The organism is Vibrio sp. T11.5 (assembly GCF_027587155.1).
Lineage (GTDB): Bacteria > Pseudomonadota > Gammaproteobacteria > Enterobacterales > Vibrionaceae > Vibrio > Vibrio neptunius.
In genome coordinates this window covers 1-26,228 of the sequence record NZ_JAPPTP010000033.1, presented here as the reverse complement: position 1 = coordinate 26,228, position 26,228 = coordinate 1, and the positions used below count along the sequence as shown (strand labels likewise).

The 26,228-nt window shown below is 46.0% G+C and carries 20 protein-coding genes and 1 pseudogene; 7 read left to right on the top strand and 14 right to left on the bottom strand.

The window, feature by feature from the left end; translation table 11 throughout:
• The first annotated feature begins 44 nt into the window (after nucleotides 1-44).
• The 6 genes from asd (at nucleotide 45) to OH455_RS21345 (ending at nucleotide 8,708) form a co-directional block, all read left to right on the top strand.
• The gene (gene asd, locus OH455_RS21370) at nucleotides 45-947 is read left to right on the top strand and encodes an archaetidylserine decarboxylase (protein WP_269982743.1); all 903 of its coding nucleotides are present in this window, start codon (nucleotides 45-47) and stop codon (nucleotides 945-947) included.
• A 157-nt stretch (nucleotides 948-1,104) separates the two neighbouring features.
• Complete coding sequence (locus tag OH455_RS21365) at nucleotides 1,105-2,520, top strand: SLC13 family permease (RefSeq protein ID WP_269982742.1); 1,416 nt, start codon at nucleotides 1,105-1,107, stop codon at nucleotides 2,518-2,520.
• Between the two features lie 267 nt (nucleotides 2,521-2,787).
• Nucleotides 2,788-4,668 carry a methyl-accepting chemotaxis protein gene (locus tag OH455_RS21360; RefSeq protein WP_269982741.1) on the top strand — a complete coding sequence of 627 codons (1,881 nt, stop codon included), beginning with the start codon at nucleotides 2,788-2,790 and terminating at the stop codon, nucleotides 4,666-4,668.
• A gap of 71 nt (nucleotides 4,669-4,739) precedes the next feature.
• A complete protein-coding gene (locus OH455_RS21355) occupies nucleotides 4,740-5,627 on the top strand; it encodes a DMT family transporter (protein WP_269982740.1) in 888 nt (295 codons plus the stop codon).
• Nucleotides 5,628-5,864: 237 nt separating this feature from the next.
• Nucleotides 5,865-7,397 (top strand): 2,3-bisphosphoglycerate-independent phosphoglycerate mutase, encoded by a 1,533-nt coding sequence (gene gpmM / locus OH455_RS21350; RefSeq protein ID WP_269982739.1) that lies wholly within the window; start codon nucleotides 5,865-5,867, stop codon nucleotides 7,395-7,397.
• Nucleotides 7,398-7,553: 156 nt separating this feature from the next.
• A complete protein-coding gene (locus OH455_RS21345; protein WP_269982738.1) occupies nucleotides 7,554-8,708 on the top strand; it encodes a murein hydrolase activator EnvC family protein in 1,155 nt (384 codons plus the stop codon).
• Between the two features lie 3 nt (nucleotides 8,709-8,711).
• Here the strand turns inward: OH455_RS21345 and OH455_RS21340 are convergent, their stop codons facing one another.
• The 4 genes from OH455_RS21340 to nudC all read right to left on the bottom strand — a co-directional run bounded on the left by OH455_RS21340 (nucleotide 8,712) and on the right by nudC (nucleotide 12,616).
• Nucleotides 8,712-9,686: a DHH family phosphoesterase gene (locus tag OH455_RS21340; protein ID WP_269982737.1), complete on the bottom strand. Its 975-nt coding sequence runs from the start codon at nucleotides 9,684-9,686 to the stop codon at nucleotides 8,712-8,714.
• 75 nt (nucleotides 9,687-9,761) lie between these two features.
• A complete protein-coding gene (locus OH455_RS21335; protein WP_269982736.1) occupies nucleotides 9,762-10,397 on the bottom strand; it encodes a TetR/AcrR family transcriptional regulator in 636 nt (211 codons plus the stop codon).
• Between the two features lie 104 nt (nucleotides 10,398-10,501).
• Nucleotides 10,502-11,569 carry a uroporphyrinogen decarboxylase gene (gene hemE / locus OH455_RS21330; RefSeq protein ID WP_269982735.1) on the bottom strand — a complete coding sequence of 356 codons (1,068 nt, stop codon included), beginning with the start codon at nucleotides 11,567-11,569 and terminating at the stop codon, nucleotides 10,502-10,504.
• A 270-nt stretch (nucleotides 11,570-11,839) separates the two neighbouring features.
• On the bottom strand, nucleotides 11,840-12,616 hold the full coding sequence (gene nudC / locus OH455_RS21325) for an NAD(+) diphosphatase (protein ID WP_045977919.1): 777 nt from the start codon (nucleotides 12,614-12,616) through the stop codon (nucleotides 11,840-11,842).
• Nucleotides 12,617-12,794: 178 nt separating this feature from the next.
• On the opposite strand from nudC, the gene OH455_RS21320 reads away from it, so the two are divergent.
• On the top strand, nucleotides 12,795-13,289 hold the full coding sequence (locus tag OH455_RS21320; protein ID WP_045977920.1) for an Rsd/AlgQ family anti-sigma factor: 495 nt from the start codon (nucleotides 12,795-12,797) through the stop codon (nucleotides 13,287-13,289).
• 266 nt (nucleotides 13,290-13,555) lie between these two features.
• Here the strand turns inward: OH455_RS21320 and OH455_RS21315 are convergent, their stop codons facing one another.
• From OH455_RS21315 to OH455_RS21270, 10 genes and pseudogenes are all read right to left on the bottom strand, one after another.
• The gene (locus OH455_RS21315) at nucleotides 13,556-13,717 is read right to left on the bottom strand and encodes a hypothetical protein (protein ID WP_269982734.1); all 162 of its coding nucleotides are present in this window, start codon (nucleotides 13,715-13,717) and stop codon (nucleotides 13,556-13,558) included.
• Nucleotides 13,718-13,832: 115 nt separating this feature from the next.
• Entirely contained in the window at nucleotides 13,833-18,038 is a 4,206-nt protein-coding gene (gene rpoC / locus OH455_RS21310) for a DNA-directed RNA polymerase subunit beta' (RefSeq protein WP_045975437.1), read from the bottom strand.
• Nucleotides 18,039-18,130: 92 nt separating this feature from the next.
• Nucleotides 18,131-22,159 (bottom strand): DNA-directed RNA polymerase subunit beta, encoded by a 4,029-nt coding sequence (gene rpoB, locus OH455_RS21305; RefSeq protein ID WP_269982733.1) that lies wholly within the window; start codon nucleotides 22,157-22,159, stop codon nucleotides 18,131-18,133.
• A gap of 231 nt (nucleotides 22,160-22,390) precedes the next feature.
• Nucleotides 22,391-22,759 (bottom strand): 50S ribosomal protein L7/L12, encoded by a 369-nt coding sequence (gene rplL, locus OH455_RS21300; protein ID WP_269982732.1) that lies wholly within the window; start codon nucleotides 22,757-22,759, stop codon nucleotides 22,391-22,393.
• Nucleotides 22,760-22,817: 58 nt separating this feature from the next.
• Nucleotides 22,818-23,312 (bottom strand): 50S ribosomal protein L10, encoded by a 495-nt coding sequence (gene rplJ, locus OH455_RS21295; RefSeq protein WP_045975435.1) that lies wholly within the window; start codon nucleotides 23,310-23,312, stop codon nucleotides 22,818-22,820.
• 280 nt (nucleotides 23,313-23,592) lie between these two features.
• The gene (gene rplA / locus OH455_RS21290) at nucleotides 23,593-24,297 is read right to left on the bottom strand and encodes a 50S ribosomal protein L1 (RefSeq protein ID WP_045975434.1); all 705 of its coding nucleotides are present in this window, start codon (nucleotides 24,295-24,297) and stop codon (nucleotides 23,593-23,595) included.
• Nucleotides 24,298-24,301: 4 nt separating this feature from the next.
• Nucleotides 24,302-24,730, bottom strand: a complete 429-nt coding sequence (gene rplK, locus OH455_RS21285) for a 50S ribosomal protein L11 (RefSeq protein ID WP_006957115.1) — start codon at nucleotides 24,728-24,730, stop codon at nucleotides 24,302-24,304.
• Nucleotides 24,731-24,913: 183 nt separating this feature from the next.
• Nucleotides 24,914-25,462: a transcription termination/antitermination protein NusG gene (gene nusG, locus OH455_RS21280; protein ID WP_045975433.1), complete on the bottom strand. Its 549-nt coding sequence runs from the start codon at nucleotides 25,460-25,462 to the stop codon at nucleotides 24,914-24,916.
• 13 nt (nucleotides 25,463-25,475) lie between these two features.
• Complete coding sequence (gene secE / locus OH455_RS21275) at nucleotides 25,476-25,856, bottom strand: preprotein translocase subunit SecE (RefSeq protein WP_045975432.1); 381 nt, start codon at nucleotides 25,854-25,856, stop codon at nucleotides 25,476-25,478.
• Nucleotides 25,857-26,134: 278 nt separating this feature from the next.
• A pseudogene (locus tag OH455_RS21270) lies at nucleotides 26,135-26,228 on the bottom strand (elongation factor Tu); the annotation flags it as partial.

Below are 26,228 nucleotides of genomic sequence, written 5' to 3'. Positions count from 1 at the left end.
CCCAAAAGTAAGCAAACATACAGTTAGCATTGGAATTTATGACAATGGATAAGATTAAAGTTGGACTGCAGTACTGGATCCCTCAACACGGTTTGACCCGTTTGGTCGGTAAATTGGCATCCGCAAAAGCGGGAGGCCTAACCACTGCCGTCATTCGTTGGTTTATCAAGCAGTACAACGTCAATATGGACGAGGCCAAGCACTCTGATCCTAAGCATTTCAAAACCTTCAATGAGTTTTTTGTCCGTGAGCTGAAAGACGGCGCACGCACGATAACCGAAGGGAATAGCATCATTACTCATCCAGCAGACGCCTGTGTCAGCCAGTTTGGTCCTATTCAGGATGGTAAACTCATTCAGGCAAAAGGCCATGATTTTACAGCTCAAGAATTACTGGGTGGTGACGCTGATCTTGCGGCTGAATTTGCCGATGGTGAATTTGCAACACTTTACCTTTCACCACGAGATTACCACCGAGTCCACATGCCTTGTGACGGTACACTGCGCCAGATGATCTATGTGCCAGGTGACCTGTTCTCGGTAAACCCTTTGACCGCAGAAAATGTACCAAACCTATTCGCGCGTAACGAGCGCGTAGTGTGTATTTTCGACACTGAATTTGGCCCTATGGCTCAAGTGTTAGTCGGCGCGACCATCGTCGGTAGCATAGAGCAAGTCTGGGCAGGCACCATCACTCCACCGCGTGGCAACACTGTCTACAAATGGGATTACCCAAGCGAAGGGGATAAAGCGGTCATACTCAAAAAAGGGGAAGAGATGGGTCGATTTAAACTTGGCTCAACGGTGATCAACCTGTTTGCTAAAGATGCGATCAAATTTGATGCATCTATGGCCAATGGCCACACAACAATTATGGGCACCCCCTACGCTCACCTTACCGCTCCAGAGCAAGAGCAAGAGCAAGAGCAAGAGCAAGAGCAAGAATAACCATAACAGCCCCGATTTTTCGGGGCTTTTTTTGACCAGAAACAAACCTTACGCAACATTTCTTTATTGCATTCAAAAATTTCCATCTCAATCTAAGACCTTAATTTGGTTATTCTTTATTCTTAGCCGCAGAGTTTCGCTTTGAGGTTAAATCTTTATGCCTAGAATTGATCCAACCATAGTGATCAAATTGCTGATTTGTTTTGGCTTACCCATCGCGGTATTGATGATGCCGATTGATGCCATTCCCATCGCAGATCTGACCCTAATACAACATCGTTTGTTGGCGATATTTCTGCTTGCAGCTCTACTATGGGTGCTCGAACCTGTGCCTGTCTTTGCCACTTCAATTCTGATCATTGCACTTGAGCTGATCATGATTTCCGATAAAGGTCTGCACTTGTTCCGTACCCCACCAGCGGGGCACGGTCTCGGCGAACTGATGAAATACACTGATATTTTCAGTGCCTTTTCCTCACCTATTATCATCCTATTTATGGGCGGGTTTGCCTTGGCCATCGCCGCATCAAAATATGAACTGGACAATAACCTCGCTCGAGTTTTACTGCGGCCTTTTGGTCACCAGCCTAAATTTATCATGCTTGGATTGATGCTGATCACCGCCGTGTTCTCAATGTTCATGTCCAACACCGCTACCACTGTAATGATGCTCGCGTTGCTTGGCCCGATCGTCGCTTCAGCTCCCAAAGGTGACATCGGTATCAAAGCACTCGTTTTATGTATTCCGATTGCCGCCAACACAGGGGGCATCGCAACCCCGATCGGTACACCACCTAACGCGATTGCCCTGCAATATCTAACCGGTGAAAATAGCATCGATTTTCTAAGCTGGATGATGATGGGCCTCCCCTTTGTCATTCTTCAGTTAACGATCGCTTGGTTCTTGCTCCAAAAACTCTTCCCCTCCTCTCAGAAGACCATGACGCTTAAACTAGATGGACAATTTCAGCGCAACTGGCGCGCCATTGTGGTGTACGCAACATTCGCCGCCACCATCTTGCTATGGATGACCACTAAATTACATGGGATGAACACCTATGTCGTCTCAATCATTCCACTCGCAGTCTTCACCCTAACGGGCATTATGGGTAAAGCTGAGCTCAAACAAATCAACTGGGATGTGCTGTGGTTGGTTGCAGGGGGGATCGCGATTGGCATTGGCTTGGATAAAACCGGGTTGGCAGCCGCACTCGCACACGCGATCGACTACGAAGCACTCTCTCCTGTTGCAGTAGTGATTACCATGTCGATTGTATGTTGGTTAATGGCCAATTTTATGTCCAACACGGCGACAGCTAACCTTTTGATGCCTATTGCTGCCGCTATTGGCGCTTCAATGGAGAGTCTCTCTTCTATGGGCGGATTGCAAGGCTTGCTGGTTGTCGTCGCCTTCTCGGCCTCACTTGGTATGATTCTACCAGTCTCAACTCCACCAAACTCTCTGGCTTATTCCACCGGGCTTATTGAGAGTAGAGACATGGCTAAAACCGGTGTCATCCTTGGTGTGATGGGACTAATCATTGTCTACATTGCTGCGCTATTGCTGACCTGAACATCAGGTGGTGGCTTCTCGCTTAATTGTTGGGCAAGAAGTCACAATTCAGTAAAAAGGTCGGACTTCATTGATATTCCACTCTCTGAATATCTATATAGATCAAATCTATATTTTAACAATTTCTATAATATCAGCTTGTTAAACCAATATTTATAGCCATTTCAGCAGTTCCTACGTAAATTTCCGCTCCAACAGGGTGTAAACACCAATTCAAACCTAAACACTCTGATTTTCGATAGGTTGTCTGAGTATTAAGGAAAGGCAATGAGAAACACGATTAAGTTAAAAATTCAGATCGCCATCGCGATCATTATTGCAATTGTCTCCGGGGTCCAAGCTTGGATATCCGTTAGTCAGTTAAAACAAGAAACCACTTCCGCACTGAACAGTGAGATGGCCAACGTCAGTCACGCAACGTCTCGCTATATCAGCGACTGGCTCTTGATTCGAAGCGATATGATGCTGGCTAATGAGCTAAGCATACTCAATTCGAGTAATGCCGATAGAGAGATGTTAATCACCAAGCGTGCTGGCAAGTTCTTATCTGTATACGCAGGTTTTGATGACGGCTCTATTGCCTATGGCGATAAAACCGAGGATTGGCCAGCCAATTACGATCCTCGAACTCGTCCTTGGTACAAAGACGCCATGGCAACCAATGGGCTAATCGTCACCGAACCTTATCAAGACTTTGATGGCAGTATTGTGGTCAGCTTTGCCAAAGCTTTTAATGGCAGAAAAAATGGCGTACTCGCTGCCGACTTAACCGTCACGAGTATCATAGAAGAAGTCCTCAACGTGCATTTAGATAACGATGGTTTCTCATTTTTAGTCGATGGAAAAAATAACATTGTTGCTTATCAAGATGAAAAATTGAGCCAGCAGCCTCTGACTGAACTCAACCCGGCGTTATCGACTGACAAAGTTCATCAGTTAGTGAATACCTCCACCATATCAACGATTCACTGGCCTCAGCAAGGTGATAAACTCATCTATGTCGTTAATGTGCCAAATACGGATTGGTCACTGGGTATCGTGGTCGATAAAGGTATGGCTTATGCCTCCGTCACGGAACAGATTAAGTTCACAGCGATCGCTTCTATTTTCCTCTATGTCCTGATTGCTTCGATCAGTACCTATGTGATCACCCGATTGCTTAAACCTTTACAAACCTTGTCCGCGGCACTTTCACAGCTATCTCATGGCGAGGGAGATTTAACCCAGAGAATAGAAATCCGTCGTATGGATGAAATCGGGGAACTGGCTCAGCACGTCAACCAGTTCTTGAGTCAAATGCAGTCAATGCTTAGTGGCATCATCTCTCACAGTAGAGAGCTGTCTGTTCAGGCAAAACAAGCGAACCAATTGGCGCAACAATCCTCTCAGCAGGTAGAAACACAACAAAATGATGTCAATCAGATAGCAACTGCTATTCATGAGATGTCCGCGACAGCCGCCGAAGTTGCCAACCACGCAGAATTGACAGCGAATGCGTCTCAAGGCTCTGCCTCGGCTTGTGAAGATGGTCAACAAGTCATTGAGAAGAACCGCCAGGCAATCGTGGAGCTGGCCGATCAGGTTTCCGCTGCATCAGGTATTATTTCAGAGTTGGAAAACAATACACAGAGCATCAACCAAATCCTCTCCACCATCCGTGAGATCGCTGAGCAGACTAATTTGCTGGCACTCAATGCTGCAATCGAAGCTGCACGAGCCGGTGAGCAGGGCCGCGGTTTTGCTGTCGTTGCCGATGAGGTGCGCGTACTGAGCCAACGCACACATGGCTCAACCGAAGAAATTCGCAGCATGATTGAAACATTACAAAACAATACCCAGTTGGCGGTCAACAGCATGGAGAGCAGCACCGCCTTAGCAGGTACTAGTGTTGATTACGCTCAACAAGCGTATGAAAGTCTCAATACCATCACATCTGCTATTACGGAAATCAATGACATGGCCTTGCAAATTGCCAGCGCTGCAGAAGAACAACGTGCTGTCAGCGAAGACATTAGCCGTAACACTCAAGGGATTAAGGATGCGTCCGATGTTCTTTCAGAACAGGCCATGCACAGCAGCGAAAGCGCGACTAACATGTTTACCTCGGCGAACACTGTCCGAACTGAGGTAGAACGTTTTAAAGTTTAGACTTTGTTTCTTTCAGCATTTAATGCATATTGTCAGCCTACTAATTTCTTTGTTCATAGGACGAACAACTGATGGAGTTTGAATGGCTGGCATTAGCCGCCGCCTTTCTCTGGGCAGTGGCTAGCCTACTTTCTGTTGGCCCTGCACAGCACCTTGGTACCTTTGCCTACAGCCGCTGGAGAATGGGGTGTACATCTGTCATTCTTGCTTCAATGGCTGGCTTCACTGGGGGTTGGGCAACCGTTGAAACCAGTGCCCTCTCAGCCATGGCGTTGTCGGGACTGATCGGTATTTTTATCGGTGATACTGCACTGTTTGCCTGCTTGAATCGTATGGGCCCTCGTCAAGCTGGGTTGCTGTTTTCCTGCCATGCGGTCTTTTCTGCCATACTTGGCTACTTCCTGTTTAGCGAAACGATGACGAGTATTGAGCTTATCGGCTCAACGCTGGTTTTTTCCGGTGTTCTAACCGCGATTTTTTTTGGTCGCAAAGGGCAAAACAATCATCAACTAGAGTCAGTGAAAGGTAATATCTGGCTAGGAATTGCCTTAGGTCTTATCGCAGCCTTGTGTCAAGCACTTGGGGGCATTATCGCAAAACCAGTCATGCAGACGGCTATCGATCCTGTCGCCGCATCAGCGATGCGCATGATGACAGCCTTTGCAGCGCATTGTCTGTTTTTCTTCAGTGGAGCAAAGATTGCCAAAGCAACATTACCGATGAACCTTCGCTTGTTTGCGATCACTGCTGTCAACGGCTTTCTCGCTATGGCTGTTGGTATGACACTTATCCTTTACGCTCTACAAGAAGGTAATGTCGGTATGGTAGCACTACTTTCTTCTACGACACCCATCATGCTGCTACCTCTACTTTGGGTTTACACTAAAAAGCGCCCTAACCGATTTGCATGGCTAGGAGCCATTTTGGCGGTGGCAGGGACTGGGCTATTAGTCAGTTAGCAGCTATTAGAGTAATAGTTTATACCCGCTTTAAATTTTCTCTTGATGAGCGACAATGGTGATAACAAGGTGAGTATAAAGCGCATCTCAGTAGTCACTACTTTGTATAAGGTGAAAGATAACAACAATATTTAGCAAACAATATTTGATCTTAGCCTACAGTTTTGGTTAAAAAGTGTAGTAAAATTACGCTAATTTTGTTTCCAAAGTTACTTTGAATTTGACGAGGACATCACTATGTCAGCTAAGAAGCCATTGGCTCTAGTCATTCTTGACGGTTACGGTCACCGTGAAGAAACTGCAAGCAACGCTATCGCAAATGCGAAAACGCCTGTTATCGACGGCCTGCTTGCAAACAATCCACATACACTAATTTCTGCTTCTGGTCTGGATGTTGGTCTTCCTGACGGTCAGATGGGTAACTCTGAGGTAGGCCACACAAACATTGGCGCTGGCCGAGTTGTATACCAAGACCTGACTCGCATTACTAAATCTATTGCTGATGGTGAATTTTCAGAAACGCCAGCGCTTATCGAAGCCATTGATTCTGCGGTAAAAGCAGGTAAAGCGGTTCACCTTATGGGTCTGATGTCTCCAGGCGGCGTTCACTCTCACGAAGACCACATCTACGCAGCTGTTGAAATGGCAGCAGCCCGTGGCGCTGAGAAAATCTACCTACACTGCTTTCTAGACGGCCGTGACACGCCACCGCGTAGCGCAGAGAACTCTCTAAAACGTTTTGACGAGCTATTCGCTAAGCTAGGCAAAGGCCGAGTGGCATCACTAGTAGGTCGCTACTATGCAATGGACCGTGATAACAACTGGGACCGCGTACAAATTGCTTACGATCTTCTCACTCAAGCGAAAGCAGAATTTACTTTTGACTCAGCAGTCGCGGGTCTAGAAGCGGCTTATGCTCGTGAAGAGAACGATGAGTTCGTTAAAGCAACAGCGATTAAAGCTGAAGGCCAAGAAGTCGCAGCTATCCAAGATGGCGACGCGGTAATCTTCATGAATTACCGTGCTGACCGAGCTCGTCAAATCACACGTACTTTCGTACCTGATTTCGCAGGCTTTGAGCGTACAGTATTCCCAGCAGTCAACTTCGTAATGTTAACGCAATACGCGGCTGACATCCCGCTAGCAATCGCATTCCCACCAGCCTCTCTAGAGAACACTTACGGTGAGTGGCTATCTAAGCAAGGTCAAACTCAGCTACGTATCTCTGAAACAGAGAAATACGCACACGTAACTTTCTTCTTCAATGGTGGTGTTGAGAGCGAATTCGCCGGCGAAGAGCGTCAACTTGTTGCTTCTCCAAAAGTTGCCACTTATGACTTGCAACCAGAGATGAGCTCTCCAGAGCTGACTGAAAAAATGGTCGCAGCGATCAAATCAGGCAAATTCGATACCATCATCTGTAACTACCCGAATGCAGATATGGTTGGTCACACTGGTATCTACGAAGCCGCTGAAAAAGCGATCGAAGCACTGGATGAAAGCGTCGGTAAAGTGGTTGAAGCAATCAAAGAAGTGGGTGGTCAGCTCCTGATCACAGCCGACCACGGCAACGCGGAAATGATGGTCGATCCAGAAACTGGCGGTACACATACTGCACACACTAACCTACCAGTACCACTCATCTACGTAGGTGACAAAGCGGTTGAGTTTAAAGAAAACGGTAAACTCTCTGATCTTGCGCCAACAATGTTGTCCCTAGCGGGCCTAGAGATCCCTGCTGAAATGTCTGGTGAAGTACTGGTCAAATAAATACAGTACGACGTGATTCTGGTAGTATTGAAGAGCTCGGGTTAATACCTGAGCTTTTTTATTTCTCCATCAACAAGTTTTGACATTACCCTTTCTTCGTAGGAATGTGTTTGGGTATACTGGCTCTCTATCAAAAACTTAGGACAGATTCATCACATGGCAACACAGCAACAAGGACGACTGCTCGCCTCCTCAACGCTCTCTGCGTTAGTATTGATTGTTGCCTCTACCTTGGCCTTCCCTAGCTGGTCTTCTTCCTCAAATGAGTTAAAAGGAGTCAGTAATGAGATCTCTCGCCAAAAGCAATCACTAAGTTCTCAACAGAAAAAACTAGACTCGCTACAAAAGTCGCTCAAAACACAAGAATTAGGCATTGTCCGCTTAGAAAAAGAAATCAAAGAAGCCAAAAACTCCCTAAGTCAAACCAACAACAATATCACTGCATTAGAAAACCGCATCACTGCACTAAAGCAACAAAAACAGCAACAAAGCGACAAGCTCGCTGAGCTATTGCAAACCTATTACGTCACTCAGCGAGCCAAATCTTCCGCTAGTATTCTCAATCAAGGAGTTGAAGAAGACAGGATCAGCCAATATTTCCAACACTTAGCCAAACAACGCGCCAACACAATTGAAGAGCTTGATCTCACAATGGATCAGCTCGCGGAGAGCGAAGTTCAACTTAAGCTCGAGAAACAACAAATCACTAAGCTGATCGCGCAGCAGAATCAAAAACGTCAGCAATTGTCGAGAGCGCAGTCCAAACGAAAAGGCACCGTCAGTAGTATCAAAAAGAACATTACCAGTGATAAAGTCTATTTGTCAGAACTACAGCGTAATGAAACACGTTTAAAAGCCGAGATTGCCAAAGCCGCCAAAGCTGCGAAAGCCGCCAAGCTCAATACCGTTCCAATGGACGGTTTGGCAAAACGAAAAGGTCGCTTGCCTTGGCCACTTAAAGGAAAAATTTTACACAACTACGGTTCACGTCAGACAGGGCAAATCCACTGGAAAGGAATGGTCATTGATGCCAACTATGGTCAATCGGTGAAAGCCGTGTATTCTGGTACGGTGGTTTTCTCTGACTACCTAAGAGGCTATGGCTTAGTGATTCTTCTCGATCACGGTAAAGGTGATATGACCTTATACGGATTTAATCAAAGCCTGCTGAAAAAAGAAGGCGATAAAGTCGCAGCAGGGGAAACCATCGCATTGGCTGGTGATACTGGTGGTCAACCACAAGCGTCACTGTACTTTGAAATTCGACGCAACAGTAAAACTCAAAACCCTAAAGGTTGGCTGACAAGATAATCGTCATTTGCTCTCGTAAGACGAAGCGTAATAGGTCTCTACGGCTTGAATAAACAAGCCAACCTGCGTTTTGGGTAGTGTATTGATCCCCGCCGCCGCCGCACGGCCACCACCAGTAAAAAACTGAGCGCATATATCTCCCGCTCCCTGCTTGTTATTCAATGGAGCACGTAATGAAACGGTATAGCTTCCATCCTCATTCACGGAAAGCACGGCATGCGCCCGATCAGGGGTTTGATTCGCCAACCAATTGCTATAAACACCGCTGATACGTCGTGAAGATGCGTGGTTAGGCAACTCAAACACTGCCAACACATCACTTTGATGAGAAGCTTGAATGGCGATAGCTAGATCCATATCACTTTGATACGCTGATTTGAGAATGGGATAAGGAGAATGTTGATCAGCAATGACAGCAAAAGGATCATTATAAGCCAAAAGGTGCTTAAACAGCTGAGCAGGGTCAAAATGCAAATCTGCCACCTCTGCGCCATAACCATTGTAGTTAATTAGTGTCCCCAACTCTTTTAGCTGTTCTTTCTGTTCTCTAGTGAGACCAGCTCTGTCAGCCAATTCGTCTGCTTTCGCGAGCAAGTTATCACCGTATGCAGCGGTTATAGCCCATAAGTGAAAGCGACCGTTCAACAACTCATCCACAATCAAGGCGGTACAGGTATTGGCATCTAAATTAATGTGAGCCTTGAGGTTCATGTGCTGTGGAATATCACCAGACTTGTGGTGGTCGACGTAGAACACCTGAGCTCCAACGGCAAGAATCGCTTCTAAACTCGCCTTATTTTTCTCCATCGAGATATCCAGTACGGTGAGCGAATCACTGGTTTGGCACTTGAGGGGCTTGAGCAGCTTGATATCACGTTTGACTCCGGTAACTAAAGTCGACGTTTTAGGCTCAGCTAGGCGTAACTGAAGAAGCGCGATAATACCATCTGCATCACCATTGAACACATCGTAGTGCATACACAAAAAACCCTTAATATATTTCGATATACTTTAAGGGGTTAGAAGCCATTCAACAATCGCATTTAGTTATGGTTAAGCATGAATCGCTTTAACGCCATCTTCAAGCAATTGAAGTTGTTCTAGGCCTTGTTGGGTTGCTTTGGGTTTAACCACTGCAATCATCTGCAACATGCCTTGATGTATGATTTGCTCGGTAATTTGAGTCTTTGGTGACATGGCAGCTTGGTAACCCAGCCAGCTAGAAGCGATAAGGTGCAGAGTTGTGACCAGTGACTTCATTTCGCTATTTTCAACAGAAACCAATTCCAAATCGACAAATGCTCGCATGATATTGATCAGGTTTGTTTGCAGCTTCTCCTGCACCTGAATGTAATCTTCGTGTAAGTGTTCATCGCGTTGGAGTATTTCTGGCAGATTGGCGTAGAAAAAACGATATTTCCACATCAGGTTGAAAATAGAATCGAGATAGTGCTTAAGAAGGACTAAGCTCTCTTGTTGACCATGAATTGGCGAGAACCTTTCCAGCAGTTCATTTGAATAGAGCGCAAAGATTTCGCGTACAATTTCTTGTTTGTTGCGGAAATGGTAGTAGAGGTTGCCCGGACTAATGTCTATATGCGCTGCAATATGGTTAGTGGTGATGTTTCGTTCACCATGTTCATTAAAGAGATCCAATGCGGCGAGCACTATTTTGTCGCGTGTCTTCATTCGTTTTCCGTACCCTTTCCATTAATTTTATCATTATAACTGAGTATATTAACCAATAACAAAAAAGCGCCTGATTAGACCAGACGCTTTCATTGGTTTCTTAGTTATTTGTGGTACGGCTTGGATAACTCGTGTACCGCTTCGACAAATACGCCCGCATTTTCTGGGGGCACATCTAAGTGGATGCCGTGACCAAGGTTAAATACGTGACCTGTGCCCGCATCGCCAAAACCTTCCAAGATAGTCGATACTTCCTCTCGAATTCGCTTAGGGGAAGCGTAGAGCATAGATGGGTCCATATTGCCTTGTAGAGCAACCTTATCACCTACACGTTTTACCGCATCTTGGATGTTGATTGTCCAGTCTAGACCGACTGCATCACAACCCGTTGCTGCGATTTGCTCTAGCCACATACCACCGTTCTTAGTAAACAGCGTAACTGGAACACGACGGCCATCGTTTTCACGGATTAGGCCGTCTACGATTTTATGCATGTATTGCAGTGAGAATAGGTTGTAGTCACGCGGAGTTAGCACACCACCCCATGTATCAAAGACCATTACAGACTGAGCACCCGCTTTGATTTGTGCATTCAAATATTCAATAACACTATCTGCTAGTTTATCCAGAAGTAAGTGCAGCGTTTGTGGCTCTGCATACATCATCTTTTTGATCTTGGTGAACGCTTTAGAACTTCCACCTTCAACCATATAAGTTGCCAGTGTCCATGGGCTGCCTGAGAAGCCAATTAGCGGTACATCACCATTGAGATCTTTACGGATCTGACGCACTGCGTTCATTACGTACTTGAGCTCACCTTCAGGATCTGGGATACCGATTTTTTCTACGTCCGCTTTGCAGGTAATTGGCTTGTCAAATACCGGACCTTCACCAGCGGCAAATCGAAGTTCAAGTCCCATTGCATCTGGGATTGTTAAGATATCAGAAAACAAGATTGCAGCGTCTAAAGGGAAACGACGAAGTGGCTGTAAAGTGACTTCCGACGCCAGTTCAGCGTTCTTGCACAAAGACATGAAATCTCCCGCTTCAGCACGAGTCGCTTTATACTCAGGTAGATAGCGTCCTGCCTGACGCATCATCCATACTGGTGTGTAATCGACAGGCTGTTTTAAAATCGCACGCAAATAGCGATCATTTTTTAATTCAGTCATTCCGTTTTCCAACTATTTGGCTTCTATTTAGGGGCGCTATTCTAACACCGTTTACCACGCAAAAGCTGTGTGCTTTGCAACCTAGATCATGTTATTAAGTTTTAAATCAGTGCTTAATTTGCACCCAACTTGTAACAGTGTTAAATATTTGTGTGCTAGCGAAAACAACAATTATAACCTGAGTACTCGCTACTCAGCATCTCATAACGACATCTTACTTACCCCCTCCCTCTCGGAGGGTTTTTTTTACCTGTCAATCAGGATGTTATTTCAATCTATGTCCTTAATCGTTTGTTCAATTAATGCCCTCGCGATAGTTCCATGTGGAGCGACAGGAGGTAGATTCGGCACAGTAAACCATTGAGCATCACTCAATTCACTGTAGTCAGGCTTTAGCGCCCCGCCGCGATAGTCAGCTAAAAAACCCATCATCAAACTGGAAGGAAACGCCCAAGGTTGGCTGGAAAAATAGCGAATATTACACACATCGATACCCGTTTCTTCTTTGACTTCACGCGCAACACATTGCTCCAGAGTCTCGCCTACTTCAACAAAACCGGCAATCACTGTGTACATCCCATTACGGTGTCTCGGATGCTGCGCTAGAAGAATTTGATCGCCGTTGCGTACTGCAACTATGATACAAGGAAATATTCTCGGGTAGTGTAGCGTCCGGCAATCACCACACTGCATAGCAATTTGATTATGGTTTAAGCGATTACGGCCGCCACAGGTTGGACAAAAACGCAAAGTTTGTGTCATGTGGCTATACTGTACCGCTTTACTGATCAGAAAAAACAATGGCTCAGCCAACACCAAGCAATCACGCAGTGAAGTTAAAGGCAGAGATTGCTCGAGATCATGTGCGTTGAGCCACATAACAGGTAACCCATTGTAATCTCCAATCTTTACTGCACTTTCTTCTGACAGAGCAAATGCTTGGGCTGGGCCACAAGGCAATTCATTGTCTATCAACCAAACCTCACTCCCTGATACAACACACCAATATGCATTACTCGTACGGTTTGTGTCACTGTTCTTAAACATTACCCATCCTCTCTGCTTGCAGTTCATTCATTTTACTGGCAATCTAATTTCATACCAGAGTTTGTAGTGGAACAATTTTCTGGCTATAAATTCTAGTAAGGACAAGAGGTTATTCTCTAGGATGGCTTTGCAAAGCAAAGCGTAATGATCACCGGAGCTGTGATCCGATCATGAGGGCATGGTCATGCTAAATAAATTCAAACAAACGCAACAACAGTGGGGTGGTTCAAGCGAAGTGATCGACCACTGGCTCGAAACAAGACAATCGCTGATTGTAGAATACTGTCAGTTAGGTTCCCTTCAACCCGCGAATGGGCATGCTAACGTTGTCGAACTTCCTTCTCCCAAAAAAATCAGCTCTTTTTGTGATCATGTTGTGGATTATATTTCCGAGGGTCATTTCAAAATTTACGATATGGTGATGGAAAAATGGCAAGCGACAGGATTTAAAACCAACAATGAGATTGATGCTACCTACGCAAAAATCGTTTTAACCACGGAACCATTACTCGAGTTTAATGACAAGTACGTCAGTGTAAGCGCGGATGATGAACTTCCCGATTTCGAAGTAGATATGTCAAAGGTTGGAGAACTACTCGAAGTTCGCTTTGAAGTAGAAGATCAGCTGATTCAACTTATCGCTGATAGCTTGGCGATTCCGCCTGGGGCTTAAGAGCTAGAGAGCTAGAGAGCTAGAGAGCTAGAGAGCTAGAGAGCTAGAGAGCTAGAGAGCTAGAGAGCTAGAGAGCTAGAGAGCTAGAGAGCTAGAGAGTCTTAGAGGGTTGGCGTTTTGCGTCAACCCTTTTTGTTTCAATAAATTAAGCTGTCATCCTCAAGAACGAAGAATGAGTGAGTTGGGGATCTCTTAAAGCGAGTCTAAAACTTATGGAGATTCCCTACTCCTTCCTTCGTCAGTCTAGGGAATGACGAAGTATGACGTCAATCTTCTCTCAAAGGACAAAGTCCAGTCTCGACTCTCGGAACGCAGTGTTCTCGTAGGGCGAAGCCCGCTCCAGTTTTCCATAGGACGAAGTCCGTTCCCGCTTCACGCTTCTCGGAACGCAGTGTTCCCGTAGGGCGAAGCCCGTTCCAGTTTTCCATAGGACGCAGTCCGTTCCCGTAGCAACGCGTTCCCGCCTCCCGCCCTCCAAAAACAAAAAAGGCACCCGAAGGTGCCTTTTGTCATTTCTTAGCTAGCGATTACTCGTCTGCAGCCTTATTCTTCTGAAGAAAAGCCTGCGTTTAGTAGTGCTGCAAGGTTGTCAGTCGCTTGTTCAGCAGAAGGACCTTCTTGCTCTTCTACACGTTTAGCTTGACGATCTTGGTGGTAAGCGAAACCTGTACCTGCTGGGATTAGACGACCAACAATTACGTTTTCTTTCAGACCACGTAGCTCATCACGCTTACCAGAAACCGCAGCTTCTGTTAGTACGCGAGTTGTTTCCTGGAACGATGCCGCAGAGATGAACGATTCAGTCGCTAGAGATGCCTTAGTAATACCAAGCAGCTCACGCTCGAAACGAACTAGCTCTTTGCCTTCAGCTTCTAGCTGACGGTTAGCAATCTTAACGTTCGCGTATTCAACCTGCTCACCCACTAGGAACTCTGTAGAGTCACCAGCGTGCGTGATTGTACACTTACGTAGCATCTGACGAACGATAGTTTCGATGTGCTTATCGTTAATCTTAACGCCTTGTAGACGATATACTTCTTGAACTTCGTTCGCGATGTATTGAGTCACAGCGTGGATACCACGTAGACGTAGAATGTCATGTGGAGATTCTGGACCATCTGCGATCACGTCACCACGTTCAACTTTCTCGCCTTCGAATACGTTAAGCTGACGATGCTTAGGAATCATCTCTTCGTATGCGTCGCCGCCTTCACGAGTGATGACTAGACGACGCTTACCTTTCGTTTCTTTACCGAAGCTTACAGTACCTGTGTGCTCAGCAAGAATCGCAGGCTCTTTCGGCTTACGAGCTTCGAATAGGTCAGCTACGCGTGGTAGACCACCGGTGATATCTTTGTTACCGCCAGATTTCTGAGGGATACGAGATAGAGTGTCACCCACGCCTACTTCAGCGCCATCTTCGATGTTTACAATCGCTTTACCAGGTAGGAAGTAGTGAGCTGGCATTTCAGTACCAGGGATCATTACGTCGTTACCTGCCGCATCAACAAGTTTGATAGCTGGACGCATATCTTTACCTGCTGCTGGGCGAGCTGCTGCTTCAGTTACTTCGCTTGAAGATAGACCTGTTAAATCATCTGTTTGACGAGAAACTGTCACGCCATCGATCATGTCCACAAACTGGATGCGACCTGCCACTTCAGTGATGATTGGCATAGTGTGCGCTTCCCAGTTCGCTACTGTTTCACCAGCTTCAACTGCGTCGTTGTCGCCTTTAGATAGTAGAGAACCGTAAGGTAGTTTGTGTTTCTCTTTAGTACGACCAAATTCGTCGATGATAGTCAGCTCTGAAGCACGAGAAGTGATTACAAGCTTCTTATCTTTGTTGATAACGAACTTAGCGTTGTGTAGCTTAACTGTACCAGTCGTCTTAGCTTGGATGCTGTTCTCTGCTGCTGCAGTAGATGCCGCACCACCGATGTGGAACGTACGCATCGTAAGCTGTGTACCCGGCTCACCGATAGACTGAGCAGCGATAACGCCCACTGCTTCACCTTGGTTCACTAGGTGACCACGTGCTAGGTCACGACCGTAACACTGAGCACAACAACCGAAGTCTGCATCACAGGTAACTACAGAGCGCACTTTCATGCGGTCAACTGAGTTCTCTTCCATGATCTGACACCACTTCTCATCAATTAGAGTGTTACGTGGGATCAGTACATCTTCAGTACCTGGCTTCAGTACGTCTTCTGCAACTACACGACCAAGAGCCAGCTCAGAAAGTGCAACTTTAACGTCACCACCTTCGATGTGCGGCATCATGTCAACACCTTCATGGGTGCCACAGTCATGCTCGTGTACAACAACGTCTTGAGCAACGTCTACTAGACGACGAGTTAGGTAACCCGAGTTCGCTGTTTTCAGTGCTGTATCCGCAAGACCCTTACGAGCACCGTGCGTTGAGATAAAGTACTGAAGTACGTTTAGACCTTCTTTAAAGTTCGCAGTGATCGGCGTTTCGATGATTGAACCATCTGGACGGGCCATCAGACCACGCATACCTGCAAGCTGACGAATCTGAGCTGCAGAACCACGTGCGCCCGAGTCAGCCATCATGTAGATGCTGTTGAATGATTCTTGCTGCTCTTCTTCACCGTCGCGGTTAACAACAGCTTCAGAAGAGAGGTTTTCCATCATCAACTTCGCCACACGATCGTTGGTCGATGCCCAAATATCGATCACTTTATTGTAGCGCTCGCCCGCAGTTACAAGACCAGATTGGTACTGTTCTTGGATTTCGCGAACTTCTGCTTCCGCTTCTTCGATCTCAGTGTACTTAGCTGCTGGAACAACCATGTCGTCGATACCAACAGATACACCAGAAAGTGCCGCGTAAGCGAAACCTGTGTACATGATTTGGTCAGCGAAGATGACAGTGTCTTTTAGACCTAGCTTACGGTAAGCCTCGTTAAGTAGGTGAGAGATTTGCTTCTTACCCAGCTTTTGGTTAACGATGCTGTACGGAAGGCCATCAGGCACGATTTGCCATAGCATTGCACGACCGATAGTGGTATCAACCAGCTTAGTCTCAGTGGTGCTGTTGCCATCTTCGTCTTTTACAGTCTCAGTGATACGAACTTTAACGCGAGCATGCAGCTCTGCAGACTTAGTACGATATGCTTTCTCAGCTTCAGCTGGGCTAGCAAGGTACATACCTTCGCCTTTCACGTTGATCTTGTCACGAGTCATGTAGTAAAGACCCAATACAACGTCCTGAGAAGGTACGATGATCGGATCACCTGACGCTGGCGACAGAATGTTGTTTGTCGACATCATCAGAGTACGAGCTTCAAGCTGTGCTTCTAGAGTTAGAGGCACGTGAACCGCCATTTGGTCACCATCGAAGTCCGCGTTGTACGCCGCACACACAAGTGGGTGTAGCTGGATCGCTTTACCTTCGATTAGTACTGGTTCGAACGCCTGGATACCTAGACGGTGAAGTGTAGGTGCACGGTTCAATAGTACTGGGTGTTCGCGGATTACTTCGTCTAGGATATCCCAAACGATCGCTTCTTCGCGCTCTACCATCTTCTTAGCAGCTTTGATTGTCGTCGCAAGACCACGAGTCTCTAGCTTGCTGTAGATGAATGGTTTGAATAGCTCAAGTGCCATCTTCTTAGGAAGACCACACTGGTGTAGACGAAGGTATGGACCTACTGTGATTACAGAACGGCCAGAGTAGTCTACACGTTTACCTAGAAGGTTCTGACGGAAACGACCTTGTTTACCCTTGATCATATCAGCAAGAGATTTCAGAGGACGCTTGTTCGAACCCGTGATCGCGCGACCGCGACGACCGTTATCTAGAAGAGCATCAACAGACTCTTGTAGCATACGCTTTTCGTTACGTACGATGATGTCCGGAGCAGCAAGCTCTAGTAGACGCTTCAAACGGTTGTTACGGTTGATTACGCGACGGTATAGGTCGTTCAGATCAGAAGTCGCGAAGCGACCGCCGTCTAGTGGAACTAGAGGACGTAGATCTGGCGGAAGTACCGGAAGCACAGTAAGGATCATCCACTCTGGGTTGTTACCAGATTGAACGAACGCTTCAACAAGCTTCAGACGCTTAGTGATCTTCTTACGCTTAGTCTCTGAGTTAGTAGACTGAAGCTCTTCACGCATTTCTTCGATTTCAGCAGGCAGATCCATAGACGCAAGTAGGTCTTTGATCGCTTCCGCACCCATCTTAGCTGTGAACTCATCACCCCATTCTTCTAGACGATCCAGATACTCTTCTTCAGTTAGCATCTGAGATTTTTCTAGGTCAGTCATACCCGGTTCAGTTACTACGTACATTTCGAAGTAAAGAACACGCTCGATATCACGTAGAGGGATATCCATGAGTAGACCGATACGAGACGGCAATGATTTTAGGAACCAGATGTGAGCAACTGGTGAAGCAAGCTCGATGTGGCCCATGCGGTCACGACGAACTTTAGTTTGTGTAACTTCAACGCCACACTTCTCACAGATAACACCACGGTGTTTCAGACGCTTATATTTACCACAAAGACATTCGTAGTCTTTTACTGGACCAAAAATACGCGCACAGAACAGACCATCACGCTCAGGCTTGAACGTACGATAGTTGATCGTTTCAGGTTTTTTAACTTCACCGAAAGACCATGAACGGATCATGTCTGGTGAAGATAGACCGATTTTGATTGCATCAAATTCTTCGGTCTTATGCTGCGCTTTTAGAAAGTTTAATAAGTCTTTCACAATCAGCTCCTGTAAGGAGTTAAAAGGGGCTCACCCGCAAAAGTGAGCACCTTCTACCAAATAATCGCTTTTCTCAATTAAGAAAGAAGGGATTACTCTTCGTCTTCTAGCTCGATGTTGATACCTAGCGAGCGAATCTCTTTCAACAGTACGTTGAACGATTCTGGCATGCCAGGTTCCATGCTGTGGTTGCCATCTACGATGTTTTTGTACATCTTAGTACGGCCGTTAACGTCATCCGACTTAACTGTTAGCATTTCTTGAAGCGTGTAAGCAGCACCGTATGCTTCTAGTGCCCATACTTCCATCTCACCGAAACGCTGACCACCGAACTGAGCTTTACCACCAAGTGGTTGCTGAGTTACTAGGCTGTATGAACCAGTTGAACGAGCGTGCATCTTGTCATCAACAAGGTGGTTCAGTTTCAGCATGTACATGTAACCAACAGTTACAGGACGCTCAAACGCATCACCTGTGCGACCATCAAACAGCGTTAGCTGACCAGATTCTGGTAGGTCACCTAGTTTCAATAGCTCTTTGATTGATTGCTCAGAAGCACCGTCAAATACTGGAGTCGCGATCGGTAGACCACCACGTAGGTTCTTGATCAGCGTGCGAACTTCGTCATCAGATAGAGACGCAACGTCTACTTTCTGACGAGTATCACCAAGGTCGTAAACTTTCTGTAGGAAGTCACGGAACTTAGCGAGCTCTTGCTGCTCTTTCACCATCTGGTTGATCTTGTCACCGATACCTTTCGCTGCCAGACCTAAGTGTACTTCTAGGATCTGACCGATGTTCATACGCGAAGGTACACCCAGTGGGTTAAGTACGATGTCAACCGGCTGACCTTTCTCATCGTAAGGCATGTCTTCAACAGGGTTGATCTTAGAGATTACACCCTTGTTACCGTGACGACCCGCCATCTTATCACCAGGCTGGATACGACGTTTAACCGCTAGGTAAACCTTAACGATCTTCAGTACGCCAGGTGCTAAATCATCACCTTGTGTGATCTTACGACGCTTAGTTTCAAACTTCTTATCGAAGTCAGCTCGTAGCTCGTCGTACTGCTCTGCTAGCTGTTCAAGCTGAGTCTGTTGAGCATCATCTTCAAGCGTTAGCTCTAGCCACTTCTTGCGATCGATAGCGTCTAGTTTCGCTTCAGTGTAACCACCGTCAAGAAGTACAGCTTTAACACGGTTCAGAAGGCCACCCTCAAGAATCTGGAATTCTTCAGTAAGGTCTTTCTTCGCTTCTTTAAGCTGCATCTGTTCAATTTCAAGTGCACGTTTGTCTTTTTCAACACCGTCACGAGTAAATACTTGAACGTCGATGATTGTACCTGAAACAGAGTTTGGTACGCGTAGAGACGTGTCTTTAACGTCTGACGCTTTCTCACCGAAGATAGCACGTAGTAGCTTCTCTTCAGGAGTTAGCTGAGTTTCACCTTTAGGCGTTACTTTACCTACAAGGATGTCACCGCCTTTCACTTCCGCACCGATGTAAACGATACCTGACTCGTCTAGTTTAGACAGAGCAGACTCACCTACGTTTGGAATATCAGCTGTGATTTCTTCAGCACCAAGCTTAGTATCACGCGCCACACAAGATAGCTCTTGAATGTGGATCGTAGTGAAACGGTCTTCTTGAACTACGCGCTCAGATACTAAGATCGAGTCTTCGAAGTTGTAGCCGTTCCAAGGCATGAATGCGATACGCATGTTCTGACCAAGTGCTAGCTCACCAAGGTCTGTTGAAGGACCATCAGCAAGAACGTCACCACGTGCAACTGGTTCACCCGGCATCACACATGGACGCTGGTTGATACACGTATTTTGGTTAGAACGAGTGTATTTAGTTAGGTTGTAGATATCGATACCTGCTTCACCAGGGATCAGCTCGTCTTCGTTTACTTTAACAACGATACGAGAAGCATCTACAGACTGGATTACACCACCACGTTTCGCTACCGCTGTAACACCAGAGTCAACTGCGATATTACGCTCGATACCAGTACCAACTAGAGGCTTGTCAGCCTTAAGTGTTGGAACTGCCTGACGTTGCATGTTCGCACCCATCAATGCACGGTTCGCATCATCGTGTTCTAGGAACGGGATAAGCGATGCAGCGATAGATACAACCTGGTTAGTTGCAACGTCCATGTAGTCAACATGTTCGCGTGGGTGTAGGCCAGATTCACCTTTCTGACGAGCTGTGATTAGCTCTTCAGAGAATGTGCCTTGCTCAGAAAGTACCGTGTTCGCCTGAGCGATAACGTACTGACCTTCCTGAATAGCAGATAGGTAATCGACTTCGTCTGTTACTACGCCATCTACTACGCGACGGTATGGTGTCTCTAGGAAACCGTACTCGTTACAACGTGCAAACGCAGATAGAGAGTTGATCAGACCGATGTTTGGACCTTCAGGTGTTTCTATCGGACATAGACGACCGTAGTGAGTTACGTGTACGTCACGTACTTCGAAGCCAGCACGTTCACGAGTAAGACCACCAGGACCCAATGCAGAAATACGACGCTTGTGCGTTACTTCTGATAGTGGGTTGTTTTGGTCCATAAACTGTGAAAGCTGTGAAGAGCCAAAGAATTCTTTAACCGCAGCAGAGATAGGCTTAGCGTTGATTAGGTCTTGAGGCATGATTGCATCAAGATCACCAAGGCTTAGACGCTCTTTAACAGCACGTTCAACACGTACTAGACCAACGCGGAATTGGTTTTCTGCCATTTCACCAACTGAACGGATACGACGGTTACCTAGGTGGTCGATATCGTCCACCTCACCGATGCCGTTACGGATAGCGATAAGCTTCTTCATCACTTCAACGATATCAGTTTCGTCAAGTGTGCCTTGCTCTTGAGCATCTTCACGTTCGATAGAGCTGTTGAACTTCATACGACCAACAGTCGATAGATCGTAACGCTCTTCTGAGAAGAATAGGCTTTCGAATAGTGCTTCAGCAGCTTCTTTCGTTGGTGGCTCACCAGGGCGCATCATGCGGTAGATTTCTACCAATGCAGAAATACGATCAACAGTGCTGTCGATGCGTAGTGTGTCTGACATGAATGGACCGTGATCTAGGTCGTTCGTAAATAGAACTTCTAGAGCTTTATGGCCTGCCTGAGATAGGTTAGCTAGTGCTTCAAGACTGATTTCTTGGTTAGCCGCAACGATGATCTCGCCAGTCGCTTCGTTGATGTAGTCTTTCGAAGACACTTTGCCTACGATGTACTCTACTGGTACGTCGATATGCTCAACGCCATCTTTTTCAAGCTGACGGATGTGGCGTGCCGTTACACGACGACCTGTTTCAACGTAAGTCTTGCCATTTGCTTCGATATCGAATGACGCAGTTTCACCACGTAGACGATCAGGAACCAACTCCATAAGTAGAGTTTGATCTTTAACCTCGAAGTTCACCTTCTCAAAGAAGATGTCCAGGATCTCTTCTGTCGTCTTACCTAGTGCGCGAAGAATGATAGATGCTGGTAGCTTACGACGGCGGTCGATTCGTACGTATAGGTTATCCTTAGGATCAAACTCGAAATCAAGCCATGAACCACGGTAAGGAATGATACGTGCGTTATATAGAACTTTACCTGAAGAGTGGGTCTTACCTTTATCGCTGTCGAAGAATACACCTGGGCTTCTGTGCAGCTGGGATACGATAACCCTCTCGGTACCATTGATAACGAAGGTACCATTGTCTGTCATAAGCGGAATTTCGCCCATGTAGACTTCTTGTTCTTTAATGTCTTTTACAGTACCTGCTGGCGCGTCTTTATCAAAGATAACTAGGCGTAGTTTTACGCGAAGTGGTTTTGAGTAAGTTACGCCGCGAATTTGACATTCTTTAACGTCAAAAACTGGCTCACCAAGACGGTAGCTAACGTATTGCAGCTCGGAATTGCCGTTGTAGCTCTGAATTGGAAATACAGAACGGAAAGCAGCTTCAAGACCGTATTGACCTTCAGGATCCTGTTCGATGAATTTTTCGAACGAATCGAGCTGGATCGATAGCAGGTATGGAATGTCCAACACTTGTGGACGAGTACCAAAGTCCTTACGGATGCGCTTTTTCTCGGTATAAGAGTAAACCATGGGGTTCCTCAGCTCGCTGATAAGTGACCCAAACTGTCTCCAATCGTTATGAGACAGTGACTAACATCTGTTTGATTGTAGTGACATTTCATTAAGAACTAATGAAATGTTTTTTGCTAGGAACTTGGGTGCTCAAACAGCGGAAAAATCACCCAACCCCTACAGCGCAAAAAGGCCGGTGGTTATAAAACCACCAGCCATTAGCCGTTAGGCTAAGAAACTATGCAATAATTACTTAACAGTAACACTTGCACCAGCTTCTTCTAGCTGAGCTTTAAGAGCTTCAGCTTCATCTTTCTCGATGCCTTCTTTTAGAGGTGCAGGTGCGCCGTCTACTAGAGCTTTAGCTTCTTTAAGACCTAGGCCAGTTGCGCCACGTACTGCTTTGATTACAGCAACTTTGTTACCGCCAGCAGATTCTAGGATTACGTCGAATTCAGTTTGCTCAGCAGCAGCTTCGCCTGCAGCAGCGCCGCCAGCTACAACAGCAGCAGCAGCAGAAACACCGAATTTCTCTTCCATTGCTTCGATTAGTTCAACAACTTGCATTACAGACATTTCTGCAACTGCGTCTAGGATTTGCTCGTTAGTAATAGACATAACAATTCTCTTTTAAAATCAACAATAAGTTTAATTAGCAACCAGTAAAAAGCAAGGCTTACGCCGCAGCTTCTTCTTTTTGATCGCGTAGTGCAGCGATAGTGCGAACCAGCTTGCCAGCAGAAGCTTCTTTCATGCACATCATTAGGCGTGCAATAGCTTCGTCGTAAGTTGGTAGTGTCGCTAGTACTTCAGCGTCAGTTAGCGCGCCTTCAAATGCAGCAGCTTTGATCTCGAAGTCAGTGTTCTCTTTAGCGAAGTCTTTGAAAAGACGCGCTGCAGCACCTGGGTGCTCATTAGAGAATGCGATTAGAGTAGGACCAGTGAAAGTGTCAGTTAGACACTCGTAGTCAGTACCTTCAACCGCACGACGCATAAGTGTGTTACGAACAACTCGTACATAAACACCCGCTTCACGAGCTTGTTTACGTAGAGAAGTCATCGCGCCCACTTCAACGCCACGAGAGTCAGCTACAACTGCAGAAAGTGCACCACTGGCAGCTTCGTTGACTTCAGCAACAATTGCTTTTTTGTCTTGAAGGTTTAAAGCCATCTTGGATTTACTCCTGGTTGTCGTTACACCACTCACTATCATCACGACAGTGAGAGTTATTGAGGTGCTTCCCAGAAGAAAGGTAACTATTTACATAGAGCTTTCTGTCAGTTCGGGCACCATCTACGTAGGATAATTAAGTCATCATTTGTTACACAAACTCAGACACCTACGGTCTTGGACGGAGACTGGGTATTAATTCTTACAGAACCAAAGTTCAGCCCCAACCACAAATATTAGGCGCGAAATTATACACAAATTTCGCGCCTAAGCAAATATATTAGCTTGCTAGAGTGTTCAGGCTAGCCTGATCAACAGCAACACCAGCACCCATAGTAGTAGAGATGCTTACTTTCTGCAGGAATGTACCCTTAGCAGAAGACGGCTTAGCTTTCTTCAGAGCCACTAGAAGTGCTTCTAGGTTCTCTTTGATCTGCTCAGCAGAGAAGTTTGCTTTACCGATAGTAGTGTGGATGATGCCGTTCTTGTCGTTACGGTAACGAACCTGACCAGCTTTAGCATTTTTAACTGCTTCAGCAACGTTAGGAGTTACAGTACCAACTTTAGGGTTTGGCATTAGACCGCGAGGACCCAGGATAGTACCTAGTTGACCTACAACGCGCATTGCATCTGGAGAAGCAACAACTACGTCGAAGTTCATTTCGCCTTTCTTCACTTGCTCAGCAAGATCTTCCATACCAACGATGTCTGCGCCAGCTTCTTTAGCTGCTTCAGCGTTTGCACCTTGAGTGAACACTGCAACGCGGATTTCGCGGCCAGTACCGTGAGGTAGTACAGTTGCACCACGTACGTTCTGATCAGATTTACGAGCATCGATGCCTAGGTTAACAGCAACGTCTACAGACTCAACGAATTTAGCAGTTGCTAGTTCTTGAAGAAGAGCTACAGCTTCGTTGATTTCGTATTCTTTAGTTACGTCAACTTTTTCGCGGATAACGCGCATGCGCTTAGTTAGTTTAGCCATCTTATTAACCCTCTACCACTAGGCCCATTGAACGAGCAGTACCAGCGATTGAACGCTTCATTGCTTCGATGTCAGCACCAGTCATATCAGCAGCTTTAGTTTCTGCGATTTCTTGGATTTGAGCGTCAGTTACTGTACCCACTTTTTCAGTGTTTGGACGACCTGAACCAGACTTAACGCCAGCCGCTTTCTTAAGAAGAACTGCAGCAGGTGGAGTCTTAGTGATGAACGTGAAAGAACGGTCGTTGTATACAGTGATAACAACAGGAGTCGGTAGACCTTTCTCGATAGATTCTGTTTTCGCGTTAAACGCTTTACAGAATTCCATGATGTTTACACCGTGTTGACCTAGAGCAGGACCAACTGGTGGACTTGGGTTTGCCATACCAGCAGCAACTTGCAGCTTGATGTAAGCTTCAACTTTCTTAGCCATGATTATTCCTAATTTTGGGTACTAACGCTAACCAACTGATCAGCTCCCCGTTGATATAAATTCTTTTCATTCAGGATTAAAACTTACGTCTCATCCAAAATAATAAGGCGCGAAATTATAGTCATAATTCGCGCCTTGCACAACCCTTAAAAGGTGATTTTTTATACTCTTTAAATCAGAGTATTAGTCCAGTTTTTCAACCTGACCAAATTCAAGCTCAACTGGTGTTGCTCGACCAAAGATCGATACAGACACTTTCATGCGGCTCTTCTCATAATCCACTTCTTCAACTGTACCGTTGAAGTCAGCAAATGGACCGTCAGTAACACGCACCACTTCGCCCGCTTCGTACATTGTACGTGGACGAGGAGACTCACTCGCTTTCTCAAGACGGTTGAGGATAGCATCAGCTTCTTTATCAGTGATAGGAGCTGGACGGTCAGAGGTACCACCAATGAAGCCCATGACACGCGGCACACTACGTACTAAGTGCCATGATTCATCGTTCATAATCATTTGAACGAGGACGTAACCTGGGAAGAACTTACGCTCAGACTTTCGACGTTGGCCTGCACGCATTTCCACTACTTCTTCAGTAGGGACGAGAACTTCACCAAATAGCTCTTCCATGCCATGCATTTTGATATGCTCGCGAAGAGACTGCGCTACACGGCCTTCAAATCCAGAGAAGGCTTGCACTACATACCAACGTTTTTTAGGAGCTTCACTCATGAATTAAAACCCTCTATACCCCAGTCACAAAGTTGACAAGACGAACCATAATGCCGTCGATGCCCCAAAGTGCTAGAGCCATTACTATACTTACAGCTAAAACGATCAAAGTAGTTTGCATAGTTTCTTGGCGTGTTGGCCAAACCACTTTGCGAACTTCCATACGAGATTCTTTAGCGAACTCAATCGCAGCTTTACCTTTTGTTGTTGTAGCAGCAGCACCAAGTGCCGCAGCAATCAGTACAACAACACCTGCAGCGCGAATCACTACAGACATTTCACCATACAGGTAATTACCCACAACAGCGGCAACTAGCAGAACAAAAGTGACAATCCACTTGAAGAAATCTGCGCCATTTGAGCTTTCAGGAGTTTCAGCATTATTTGCTTTCATAAAACCAAACCTGTCACAAGTCTTACATACAGACAACAACCCCGCTGTTGCAGGGCAAATCCATGAAACGACAACCTTAACTCGATTGACGTACTCTTTCTAAATGACCAAGAAGCAACCTCTCGGACAAAGAATTCTGCTTACTATTTGTTTGGACGATAAAATGAACAAACATTAAATTTAGTGCAGAAAAAGGGCATCAAATGATGCCCTTTTTGCTACTGGTTCGTCAAATCTTATTCAAAGATTTTTCAGAAGTCTTCAGCAATTCCTAAGAATTAGTCGAAGATCTTAGCAACAACACCAGCACCTACTGTACGGCCACCTTCACGGATAGCGAAACGTAGACCTTCATCCATTGCGATTGGAGCA

What these genes read in the sequence shown, in the direction of transcription:
- OH455_RS21340 (WP_269982737.1), bottom strand. Translation starts at nt 9,686, where the DNA reads ATGCACTACGATGTGTTCAATGGTGATGCAGATGGTATTATCGCGCTT.
- rplL (WP_269982732.1), bottom strand. Translation starts at nt 22,759, where the DNA reads ATGTCTATTACTAACGAGCAAATCCTAGACGCAGTTGCAGAAATGTCT.
- rplJ (WP_045975435.1), bottom strand. Translation starts at nt 23,312, where the DNA reads ATGGCTTTAAACCTTCAAGACAAAAAAGCAATTGTTGCTGAAGTCAAC.
- gpmM (WP_269982739.1), top strand. Translation starts at nt 5,865, where the DNA reads ATGTCAGCTAAGAAGCCATTGGCTCTAGTCATTCTTGACGGTTACGGT.
- OH455_RS21360 (WP_269982741.1), top strand. Translation starts at nt 2,788, where the DNA reads ATGAGAAACACGATTAAGTTAAAAATTCAGATCGCCATCGCGATCATT.
- rpoB (WP_269982733.1), bottom strand. Translation starts at nt 22,159, where the DNA reads ATGGTTTACTCTTATACCGAGAAAAAGCGCATCCGTAAGGACTTTGGT.
- nusG (WP_045975433.1), bottom strand. Translation starts at nt 25,462, where the DNA reads ATGAGTGAAGCTCCTAAAAAACGTTGGTATGTAGTGCAAGCCTTCTCT.
- rplK (WP_006957115.1), bottom strand. Translation starts at nt 24,730, where the DNA reads ATGGCTAAGAAAGTTGAAGCTTACATCAAGCTGCAAGTTGCTGCTGGT.
- OH455_RS21315 (WP_269982734.1), bottom strand. Translation starts at nt 13,717, where the DNA reads ATGGAAAACTGGAACGGGCTTCGCCCTACGGGAACACTGCGTTCCGAG.
- rplA (WP_045975434.1), bottom strand. Translation starts at nt 24,297, where the DNA reads ATGGCTAAACTAACTAAGCGCATGCGCGTTATCCGCGAAAAAGTTGAC.
- OH455_RS21335 (WP_269982736.1), bottom strand. Translation starts at nt 10,397, where the DNA reads ATGAAGACACGCGACAAAATAGTGCTCGCCGCATTGGATCTCTTTAAT.
- OH455_RS21365 (WP_269982742.1), top strand. Translation starts at nt 1,105, where the DNA reads ATGCCTAGAATTGATCCAACCATAGTGATCAAATTGCTGATTTGTTTT.
- OH455_RS21355 (WP_269982740.1), top strand. Translation starts at nt 4,740, where the DNA reads ATGGAGTTTGAATGGCTGGCATTAGCCGCCGCCTTTCTCTGGGCAGTG.
- OH455_RS21320 (WP_045977920.1), top strand. Translation starts at nt 12,795, where the DNA reads ATGGTCATGCTAAATAAATTCAAACAAACGCAACAACAGTGGGGTGGT.
- OH455_RS21345 (WP_269982738.1), top strand. Translation starts at nt 7,554, where the DNA reads ATGGCAACACAGCAACAAGGACGACTGCTCGCCTCCTCAACGCTCTCT.
- nudC (WP_045977919.1), bottom strand. Translation starts at nt 12,616, where the DNA reads ATGTTTAAGAACAGTGACACAAACCGTACGAGTAATGCATATTGGTGT.
- secE (WP_045975432.1), bottom strand. Translation starts at nt 25,856, where the DNA reads ATGAAAGCAAATAATGCTGAAACTCCTGAAAGCTCAAATGGCGCAGAT.
- asd (WP_269982743.1), top strand. Translation starts at nt 45, where the DNA reads ATGGATAAGATTAAAGTTGGACTGCAGTACTGGATCCCTCAACACGGT.
- hemE (WP_269982735.1), bottom strand. Translation starts at nt 11,569, where the DNA reads ATGACTGAATTAAAAAATGATCGCTATTTGCGTGCGATTTTAAAACAG.